This is a genomic window from Mesorhizobium sp. M7A.F.Ca.AU.002.02.1.1 (assembly GCF_003998535.1).
In the GTDB taxonomy this organism is placed as follows: domain Bacteria; phylum Pseudomonadota; class Alphaproteobacteria; order Rhizobiales; family Rhizobiaceae; genus Mesorhizobium; species Mesorhizobium ciceri.
In genome coordinates, this window is sequence record NZ_RZPB01000195.1 from 1 (window position 1) to 8,836 (window position 8,836).

Here is an 8,836-nt window from a genome sequence, read left to right on the forward strand (position 1 = left end):
CGCTGTGAAGACGGTCGTCATCGAGGGTGCTTCCCACGCGCTCATGGTCTCGCACCCCGACGAGGTCACCTCACTTATCGAGGACGCCGCATCGGCCAGCGAGTAGCTCGCCGGAAAGCCGACATTCGACCAACACCCGCAAATCAACACCCTCAACAAAGGAGATTGGAAATGAAGATCGTCGTCATCGGCGGAACCGGGCTGATCGGTTCCAAGACTGTGGAAAGACTGCGCAGGAAGGGACACGACGTGCTTGCGGCGTCACCGAATTCGGGAGTGAACACCGTCACCGGAGAAGGGCTGGCCGTCGCTCTTGCCGGGGCACAGGTCGTCGTCGATCTCGCGAACTCACCGTCATTCGAGGAAAAGGCCGCGCTCGAATTTTTCGCGGCATCCGGGCGTAATCTTCTTGCAGCCGAAGCGGTCGCCGGCGTCCGCCATCACGTCGCGCTGTCTGTGGTCGGCACCGACCGGCTGCAGGACATGGGGTATTTCCGCGGCAAACTGCTTCAGGAAAAGCTGATCAAGGAGTCCGCTATCCCCTACACGATCGTGCACGCCACACAGTTCTTCGAGTTCACCGCCGCCATCGCAAACACCGGCGCCGTAGGGGATACCGTCCACATGTCACCGGCGTACTTCCAACCAATGGCAGCCGACGACGTTGCCGATGCGATGGCGGACGTCGCCCTAGCAGCGCCAGTGAACGGCACGATCGAAATTGCCGGCCCCGATCGCGTTCGTATGAGCGAACTCGTCGGTCGCTTTCTAAAGGCCACCAACGATCCGCGCAAAATCGTCTCGGATCCTGGCGCTCTCTACTACGGTCAAGTGGCAATCGACGATCAAACGCTTGTCCCCGGCGAGAACGCGCGTATCGGCGCCGTCCACTTCGACGACTGGCTCAGCCGATACACGCCACCTGCGTAAGTACTGAACGCCGGTTTCGCGACCCATCAGACCAGCATTCCCTAGCTCTCATTCCAACAAGGATATCGGACATGATCAGGAAACTCCTCTGTGCAGCACTCGCCGCCGCATCCGTCACCGCAGCAATGGCCAAAGACGCGGACAGCGTGAAACTCGTCTACGACCACGCCCTTCCAAATGTGCCCGGCAAGAGCTTGAAAGCCGTGCTCGTCGAGTACGGGCCGGGCGGGACATCGCCGGCGCATACCCATCCCAGTTCCGCGTTCATCTATGCCACGGTGCTGGAGGGGGCGATCCGAAGCCAGGTTAACGGTGGGCCCGTGAAGACGTACCGTGCAGGCGAAAGCTTCTCGGAATTTCCGGGCGACCATCACGCCGTCAGTGAAAACGCCAGCAAGACGGAACGCGCTCGCCTGCTTGCGGTCTTCGTCGTCGATACCAACGAGACCAACCTGACGACCTACGCGAAATGAACTGGTAACGCCCCTGCCAAGGTAAGGGCGTCAAACCGACACACAATCGGCGAAGGAAAGGCACTGACATGGATGCGATCGCCAGGCGCACGCTTGCAGGGGTTTCGGTCCCCGATACGCCGCTTGTCGGCCGGGCGATCGAACATGCCCGCCAGCTATGTGAACCGTATTTGTTCAACCACGTGGTTCGATCATGGCTTTTCGCCGTCCGCATCGCACAGGTCCAGAACATCGAGCACGACGGTGAAGTTGTTGCCGTCGGAACCCTGTTGCACGACGTCACGCTCAACGAGACCTTCGCCGGGCCGCGCCGTTTCGAGGTGGAAGGCGCCGATCTGGCCCGCGCCTTCGTCCGGCAAGGCGGCTTCGACGAGCGTCGTGCTCAGTTGACATGGGACAGCGTCGCTCTCAATTCGACGCCGTCGATTGGCCTCTACAAGGAAGCCGAGGTGGCGCTGTGCACAGCCGGCATCTGCCTTGATGTCGTCGGCCTGCAATACAGTCTCATCTCTTCCGCCGAGATAGCCAGGATCGTCGGCGAATTTCCGCGTCTTCAAATGAAGCGGCGGATGACGCGATGCTTTTGCCACATCGCCAAGGTGAACCCGGAAACGACCTACGACAACTTTGCCCGGGATTTCGGTGAGCGCTTTGTGGCCGGCTACAAGGCGCCGTCTTCCGTCGATTTTGTGATGAACACTTCCTTCGAAGAGTAGGCGAAACCTCGAATCTGATCTCTCCGGCCGCGGCCGCGAGACGCCTCAGGAGGGCACCATGCGAATTGACAGTCTACATCCAGAAACATCGGCGCGCCTTGCGGCGGTCGACCTCGACACGTCGCTGCGGGCAGCTGCGCTATGGCTGTCCAAGCCGGCCATAGGCCGGGTTGTTGTATGCCATGGCAATGGCGAAGCGGCAGGCGTGCTGAGCAAGTCCGACCTTGTTCGTCACCTGGCGAATTCGGGACCGGCGGAAGCGCCGGTATCCACGCTGATGAGCCGGTCTTTCGTATCCTGTGGGCCCAATGACGACCTGCATTCGGTCTGGCAGACCATGACAACACAGCGGCTCCAGAACCTACCGGTGCTCGGCGCCGGCGCTAAGCCGATAGGCGTCCTTGATATCCGCGACGCGATGAAGGCGCTCTTCCAACAGGAAGAACTCCAGGAGCGGCTGCTCGCCAACTATATCGGGGGCATTGGCTACCAATAGAGGAGAATCTCGCGACGGTGCGATGAGCACGAAAGAGGGAGATCCGTCTCGCGAGATGTTGGTCCCGCACTGGCGACGGTCCGCAGATCGCGGGACATATACTGCAGTATGGTTCGGCTTCTTATTCGATCTAATCGACCACTCCCGTCCTCTATTGTACTATATTCAAGCAACTGAATTCTGCCTTAGCAAACATGAGGGTTATAATGTCTCGTCCGGAAGTGAAAGTGGATGTCTTCGACATCGCGCCCGAGATTCCCCGAGATGGCCTGCCCATCCAGATGGCGACCGCCGGCATCGTTCATGACCTTGGCAATCTCATCCAGGTCGCGTCGTCGGCGTTGAATCACCTGGCCCGTGACCCGAGCGTCTCAGCGGCTCCAACGCTTGGGCTTGCAATTTCGGGCGCCAGAACGGCGTTGGAACGAGCTGGCGCGCTTGTCCGCCAGAGTATCAGTTCCGCCCGAGAGAGCCGCAGAGAAAGCGAATATGCCAATGTCGGCGCCTGCCTGGCTGAAATCGAGACCCTCATTCGAAGCGCGTGGGACCCCAAGATTCGTCTCGAGGTTCGAGTGAGGCCGGACTTGCCGTCAGTGAGGTGCAACCGCCTGGGTTTGCAGAACGCGATTCTGAACCTGGTATTCAACGCGCGCGATGCATCCCCCAATGGGGGCCTGATCTCGATAGATACCGCAGTGGTCTTTGATGGCACCTCAGCCGCTCAGGTGGATATCACCACCGCCGACAACGGTGTGGGGATGACCGCCGAGACGATTGCCTTCGCATTCGATCCCTTCTTCACCACAAAAACGGAGGGCCTCGGCGGCGTCGGCCTGCCGATGGTGAAGCGCTTTGCCGAAGAGTCAGGCGGAAGCATCGACATTCAGAGCGCGCCCGGGACAGGCACCACCGTCAGGCTACGTTTGCCCGCGATGTGATAGCGATCGGGCAAACTACGTCCAGCCTCACGCAACGCACATCGAGAGATAGAGATGGATGCAAAGGTCACAGAGAACATTCGGCAGCATCGGTTCGAGCTCCCGATCACCGGTCATGCCTTCGCAGTGGCCTACTATACGCTCCAAGACGGCAAGGTTGCGCTGATACATACCGAAGTGCCTTCGGAATTTTCCGGACAGGGGATCGCGTCGCGGTTGGCGCAAGGCACCTTCGAATTGCTCCGCAAAACCGGCCGCAAAGCTGTCTTGAAGTGTCCCTTCATGAGCGGCTTCGTCGCCAGGCATCCGGAATACACCGATGTCGTTGCAGGGTGATCAGGCACGAATACAGCTGTTTGCAAAAAAGGTCTGAGTCGAGATGTACGACCAATATAATTTGCAGAGGTTCGTCACCGCTCAGGATCCGGTGTACGGCGACGCGCTGGCTATGCTGCGTCGAGGCATGATGTGTACTCCATACATGGAGTTGGTCTTCCCGACGTTGGTTACCGGGCGAAGCGACACTGGAGCCGATCCGTACGCGATCACATCACTCGACGAGGCAGGCGCTTACCTCCAATCGCCGATACTGGGCGGTCGTTATCGGGAATGCGTCGGCACACTGCAACGACTTTCCGATCTAAGTGCTCGCGCGGTCTTCGGTGATGAGGATACAATGAAATTGCACGCGTCCCTCACGCTGTTTTCCGAAGCAAGTAACGACGAGTTCCTGCTCGAGACCATCTTCGACGTCTGGTTCGATGGTCAAATCGACGAGGGCACGATGCGCAAACTCTACTCGGTGTCATGACGCCGCCCGGCGACCCGCGGATGTGGCCGCCGCCGAAACCGTCACCACTTTGTTTCTTCCTGCGGCAGAGGCATCAACCCGTTTTCCCCTGGTACGCCCGGGAAGCGGCCTTCACGCCAGTCCGCCTTTGCCTGCTCAATCCGTTCGACTGAGGAGGAGACGAAGTTCCAATGGACATAGCGTGGTTCGGAAAGAGGTTCGCCGCCGATCAGCATCAGCCGCGCGGCATGGAAGGCAGGCGCCCCGAGCACGATCTCAGCGCCAGGCGCCAGCATGATCAATTCGCCTTCACCGAACGTGCCAAGTTGGCCCATGACTTCAATCTCGCCGGCGACAACATAGATCGCACGCTCGCGATATCCGGGTTTCACCTGATATCGCGCACTGCCCGTGAGCACGATTTCGGCGCAGACCAGGTCGGAGTACGTCCTTGCCGGAGAGACCAACCCGTCGGACGTCCCTGCGATCAAAGTGAACTCGACCCCGTCGGCACAGATCCGTGGGATTTCGGGAGCGCCATAATGTGCAAAGTGGGGAGCAACTTCTTCGTGCCGGGAGGGGAGCGCCACCCACGCCTGAACGCCGAAGAGATTGCTTCCGCGCGCTCGGGCTTCTGGCGACGTGCGTTCGGAATGGACGATGCCCGACCCGGCCGTCGTCCAATTGACTTCGCCGGGGCGGATGGCCTGCACTTCACCGAGATTGTCGCGATGGATGATCTCCCCGTCGAACAGATAGGTCACGGCCGCGATCCCGATATGCGGATGCGGGTCCATGTCGAAACCACGACCCTCGTCGAATACCGCGGGGCCGAAATGGTCGAACAGGATGAAGGGGCCGATCATCAGGCGGTTCGAGGAGGGCAATACGCGCCGTACCTTCAAACCGTCGGCAAAATCACGCATAGCAGGCTGCCTGAGTGGATCGATGCCGACGATGTCGCTTTGGCGGATGGTCATGAATCTCTGTCCTTTCGAATGCCTGGTCGACCACGTGCTCGAACGTGCTCCGATGGGGCGGTGTGGAAGACAGCCTGAATGGCTTTCAGGAGCGCGAATTTGGAGCTCTCGTGCTGCTGGCCGCCGGGGATGCCGGTTTCGCCGTAAGCCGAAGTCCCCCTCGACAGGGTTGCCGCAAGATCTTCGGCCATCTCGGGCCTGTCGAGCAGCAGCGGCGCGAAGCTCTCCTGGTCTATCTCGTAGACCTCGACGTGGGTCATTGCCCGCAATGTCGACGTCTCGCCAATACCGGCGAGCAGGCCGGTCTCGCCGAAGAAGTCGCCAGGCGCAAGCCGACCAACCTCCTGCATGCTAGCATTGCCTTGGCCATGTTGCCGAACGATCACGCCCTTCCGAACAATCATGAGGGATGGCAGCATCTCTCCTTGTTCTGCAATGACGTCGCCCTTGCGGTAGCTGCGAACCGAGATCGCCGCGGCAAGCGCCTCCTGCTCGGCATCCGTTAGGGCCGAGAAGATCGGTATGGCCTTGATCAAGTCGATCGCGGCGAAGCCTTGGTAGGTCGCCGTCCCGTCGATTGGCGGGGAGGTCACGGCAATCGAAGCTGAAAGTGGCGCTGCCAGCAGCACCCCAACCGACCTTGAGTGGCGATAGACGAGATCGAAAATTTCGTTCCGAGCTGCAATCCGCTGATCAAGGCTGGCGACGCGAAATGACAGCTCGATCTCGATTGCCGCCGCATCCAGGCTTGTGATGGCTACCACGGGCGAGGGGTCCTGGAGGATCGAGGTGCAGCTCAGCAGGACCATGCGCATCGTGTCTACGATGATAGCCGGCGTCTTCGTCAGAGACATCTTTACCGTCACGGCAAGTCCATGGCTCTCGTCTGGGCCGCTAAGGTTTGTTACCCCGATTTTGGCGACAAGGCTGTTCGGAAGTGCGATGACGTTGTGGGCCGGGGTGAGGAGTTGGGTCGAGCGCCAATTGGTCTCGACGACGCGGCCCTCGGTTCCGTCGTTCAGAATGATCCAGTTTCCAAGCACATAAGGGCGGCCGAGGTTAAGCGCGATTCCCGAAAATACATCACCAAGCGTATTCTGGAGCGCCAGACCCAGCATGACGGCAAAGACGCCCGACGTGGCGATGAGCGTTCCGACCGGCACGGCAAAGACGAATGCGAGGATCGAAAGGAGCATTCCCGTGTAAACGACGCCGACCACGACATCCTGCAGGAGGCGTGCCTCGTGCGGCTTTCGCTCGAACACGACATAGATGCGGACAAACCCGATTAGCGCCCAAGCAAGATGTACCCACCACAGCAGCTTGACCAATCCGATGAGGATCGCTCCGCTGGTTGTCTCATCGCCTCGTGCGGGCTCGTACGGGACGACCCGCAGTTCAAGAACCATGATCGACATTGCAAGGAAAAAGACCAGTTGGACGATCAGCCTCGCATTGGCGAAGCGTGCCGGAACGAGGTTCCAAACGACAATTCCGGCGAGGCCGAGCGACACGATGTAGATTAGCGGTGAGTTCCACAAATTCATCGCCGGACCCAGATCGACCATGATCGCAATCCCTGTTTTTCAGCTAGCAGCGTGGTTCCTAGCGCGCGACATGAAGTTGTCTCGTCACCTAGACGCAACGGCTCGACCCAAAACGTGTTGCTATCGGCGACTTTCGAGGCCGGCTGGCGAGACACGATCATCGCCTCTTCTCATCAACGTCTGGTCTCCGGCCGCCGCGCTCGCGCCTTTGCCGCCGACCCCCTTGTTCTTCTCGAGCACCGCTTCGGTGATCGAGTTGGGCAGCCGCCGTGGCTTCTCGATCAAGCCCAGCACCGGCAGTGCGATCAGGAAGAAGGCGAAGTAGTAAAGCGTCGCCAACTGAGACATGACGACGTAGTTCCCTTCGGCCGGCCGCGAACCAAGCCAGCCGAGAAACAGGCCGTTGGTGACGAAGAGCCAAAAGAACACTCTGTACCAGGGCCTGTAAACGGCCGAGCGAACCTTGGACCTGTCGAGCCAGGGCACGACGAAAAGCACCACGATCGAGCCGAACATGGCGAGCACACCACCAAGTTTTGAATCGATCGGGCCGACATTGAAGGTGATGGCGCGCAGGATCGCATAGAAGGGCAGGAAGTACCATTCCGGCACGATGTGAGCAGGCGTCTTGAGCGGATTGGCGATTGTGTTGTTGTCAGGATGGCCGAGATAGTTCGGCAGGTAGAAGACGAAATAGGCGAAGAAGAACAGGAACACGACGATGCCGAACGCGTCCTTGACGGTGGCATAGGGTGTGAAGTCCACGACATCGGTTTTTGATTTCACAGCAATGCCGGCTGGATTGTTCTGCCCGACGACGTGAAGCGCCCAGACATGCAACGTCACCACACCTGCAAGCACAAATGGCAAAAGGTAATGCAGCGCAAAGAAGCGGTTCAGCGTCGCATTGCCGACCGCGAACCCGCCGAGCAGAAGCTGCTGGAACCAGCCACCGACCAATGGGATGGCCGTGAAAAAGTTGGTAATGACGGTGGCTCCCCAGAACGACATCTGTCCCCAAGGCAGCACATAGCCCATGAAGGCGATCCCCATCATCAGCAAGAGGTTGGTGCAACCGAGCACCCACAGCAGCTCACGCGGCGCCTTGTAAGAGCCGTAGTAGAGCCCGCGGCAGATATGGATATAGGCGGCAATGAAGAAGAAGGAGGCGCCGTTCGCATGGAGAGAGCGCAGCAGCCATCCCGAATTCACGTCCCGCATGATCTTCTCGACTGAATTGAAGGCCAGCCCGGTATCCGGAGCGTAATGCATGGCCAGCACGATCCCGGTGAGGATCTGCGAAGCCAGCATGACCGTGAGAATGCCGCCGAACGTGTAGGCGTAGTTCAAATTGCGCGGGACGGGATAGACGATGAAGCTATCGTGCACCAACCTCGGAAGGGGCAGGCGGGCGTCGAACCAGCGTTCGATACCGGTCTTGGGCGTATAGGTCGAATGTTTGTCGCTCATCGAAACGCCCCCCTCTCAGCTGATACGGATTCTGGTGTCGGCAATGAACTGGAACACGGGTATCGCCATGTTCTCGGGCGCTGGGCCTTTGCGGATGCGGCCGGCAGTATCGTATTGCGAGCCGTGGCACGGGCAGAGCCAGCCCCCGAACTCGCCTTGCTGACCAACGGGGATGCAGCCGCTATGCGTGCAGACCTGGACCATCACGATCCAGGCTTCCTTGCCCGGCGCCGTGCGGTTGGTGTCGATTGCCGGCGCATCGGCCGGCAGATTGGCGTTACGGGCGATCGGGTCCTTGAGCTCGGCCAAGCTTACAGCTTTGCCGTCCTCAATTTCCTTCTCGGTGCGGTTGCGAACGACGACGGGTTTGCCGCGCCATTGCACGACCAGCGACATTCCCGGCATCAGCGAGGAGACGTCGACTTCGACCGTGGCCAGTGCCTCGGCGGGCAATGCGGTGGTGCCTGTTTCAGTTGGGGAAAGCTCGGTCATGATG

Annotated in this window: 11 protein-coding genes and 1 pseudogene; 8 read left to right on the top strand and 4 right to left on the bottom strand. The window is 59.7% G+C overall.

Annotated features, from left to right (window positions below; translation table 11 throughout):
• From EN879_RS39910 to EN879_RS14380, 8 genes and pseudogenes are all read left to right on the top strand, one after another.
• A pseudogene (locus EN879_RS39910) lies at positions 1 to 106 on the top strand (alpha/beta hydrolase); the annotation flags it as partial.
• A 65-nt stretch (positions 107 to 171) separates the two neighbouring features.
• Entirely contained in the window at positions 172 to 930 is a 759-nt protein-coding gene (locus EN879_RS14350) for an SDR family oxidoreductase (protein WP_063170646.1), read from the top strand.
• Positions 931 to 1,001: 71 nt separating this feature from the next.
• A complete protein-coding gene (locus tag EN879_RS14355) occupies positions 1,002 to 1,403 on the top strand; it encodes a cupin domain-containing protein (RefSeq protein WP_013896611.1) in 402 nt (133 codons plus the stop codon).
• Between the two features lie 68 nt (positions 1,404 to 1,471).
• The gene (locus EN879_RS14360) at positions 1,472 to 2,119 is read left to right on the top strand and encodes a hypothetical protein (protein ID WP_013896610.1); all 648 of its coding nucleotides are present in this window, start codon (positions 1,472 to 1,474) and stop codon (positions 2,117 to 2,119) included.
• A gap of 58 nt (positions 2,120 to 2,177) precedes the next feature.
• Positions 2,178 to 2,615: a CBS domain-containing protein gene (locus tag EN879_RS14365; protein WP_063170645.1), complete on the top strand. Its 438-nt coding sequence runs from the start codon at positions 2,178 to 2,180 to the stop codon at positions 2,613 to 2,615.
• A gap of 227 nt (positions 2,616 to 2,842) precedes the next feature.
• Positions 2,843 to 3,553, top strand: coding sequence for an ATP-binding protein (locus EN879_RS14370; protein WP_245478699.1), 711 nt, complete (start codon positions 2,843 to 2,845; stop codon positions 3,551 to 3,553).
• Positions 3,554 to 3,607: 54 nt separating this feature from the next.
• Positions 3,608 to 3,889 (top strand): GNAT family N-acetyltransferase, encoded by a 282-nt coding sequence (locus EN879_RS14375; RefSeq protein WP_013896607.1) that lies wholly within the window; start codon positions 3,608 to 3,610, stop codon positions 3,887 to 3,889.
• Positions 3,890 to 3,932: 43 nt separating this feature from the next.
• Complete coding sequence (locus EN879_RS14380) at positions 3,933 to 4,364, top strand: DUF1810 family protein (RefSeq protein WP_063170644.1); 432 nt, start codon at positions 3,933 to 3,935, stop codon at positions 4,362 to 4,364.
• A 41-nt stretch (positions 4,365 to 4,405) separates the two neighbouring features.
• On the opposite strand, the gene EN879_RS14385 is transcribed toward EN879_RS14380, so the two are convergent.
• The 4 genes from EN879_RS14385 to petA form a co-directional block, all read right to left on the bottom strand.
• Positions 4,406 to 5,323, bottom strand: a complete 918-nt coding sequence (locus tag EN879_RS14385) for a pirin family protein (protein WP_063170643.1) — start codon at positions 5,321 to 5,323, stop codon at positions 4,406 to 4,408.
• On the bottom strand, positions 5,320 to 6,891 hold the full coding sequence (locus tag EN879_RS14390) for a mechanosensitive ion channel family protein (RefSeq protein ID WP_063170642.1): 1,572 nt from the start codon (positions 6,889 to 6,891) through the stop codon (positions 5,320 to 5,322). Before EN879_RS14390 ends, EN879_RS14385 begins: the two co-directional genes overlap by 4 nt.
• A 99-nt stretch (positions 6,892 to 6,990) precedes the next feature.
• Positions 6,991 to 8,340 (bottom strand): cytochrome b N-terminal domain-containing protein, encoded by a 1,350-nt coding sequence (locus EN879_RS14395; protein ID WP_063170641.1) that lies wholly within the window; start codon positions 8,338 to 8,340, stop codon positions 6,991 to 6,993.
• Positions 8,341 to 8,355: 15 nt separating this feature from the next.
• Positions 8,356 to 8,832 carry a ubiquinol-cytochrome c reductase iron-sulfur subunit gene (gene petA / locus EN879_RS14400; protein WP_063170640.1) on the bottom strand — a complete coding sequence of 159 codons (477 nt, stop codon included), beginning with the start codon at positions 8,830 to 8,832 and terminating at the stop codon, positions 8,356 to 8,358.
• Positions 8,833 to 8,836 lie beyond the last annotated feature (4 nt).

Bases quoted from the DNA above. Each gene is read 5' to 3' on its own strand.
- EN879_RS14350 (WP_063170646.1), top strand. From the start codon at position 172: ATGAAGATCGTCGTCATCGGCGGAACCGGGCTGATCGGTTCCAAGACT.
- EN879_RS14365 (WP_063170645.1), top strand. From the start codon at position 2,178: ATGCGAATTGACAGTCTACATCCAGAAACATCGGCGCGCCTTGCGGCG.
- petA (WP_063170640.1), bottom strand. From the start codon at position 8,832: ATGACCGAGCTTTCCCCAACTGAAACAGGCACCACCGCATTGCCCGCC.
- EN879_RS14375 (WP_013896607.1), top strand. From the start codon at position 3,608: ATGGATGCAAAGGTCACAGAGAACATTCGGCAGCATCGGTTCGAGCTC.
- EN879_RS14355 (WP_013896611.1), top strand. From the start codon at position 1,002: ATGATCAGGAAACTCCTCTGTGCAGCACTCGCCGCCGCATCCGTCACC.
- EN879_RS14380 (WP_063170644.1), top strand. From the start codon at position 3,933: ATGTACGACCAATATAATTTGCAGAGGTTCGTCACCGCTCAGGATCCG.
- EN879_RS14385 (WP_063170643.1), bottom strand. From the start codon at position 5,323: ATGACCATCCGCCAAAGCGACATCGTCGGCATCGATCCACTCAGGCAG.
- EN879_RS14390 (WP_063170642.1), bottom strand. From the start codon at position 6,891: ATGGTCGATCTGGGTCCGGCGATGAATTTGTGGAACTCACCGCTAATC.
- EN879_RS14360 (WP_013896610.1), top strand. From the start codon at position 1,472: ATGGATGCGATCGCCAGGCGCACGCTTGCAGGGGTTTCGGTCCCCGAT.
- EN879_RS14395 (WP_063170641.1), bottom strand. From the start codon at position 8,340: ATGAGCGACAAACATTCGACCTATACGCCCAAGACCGGTATCGAACGC.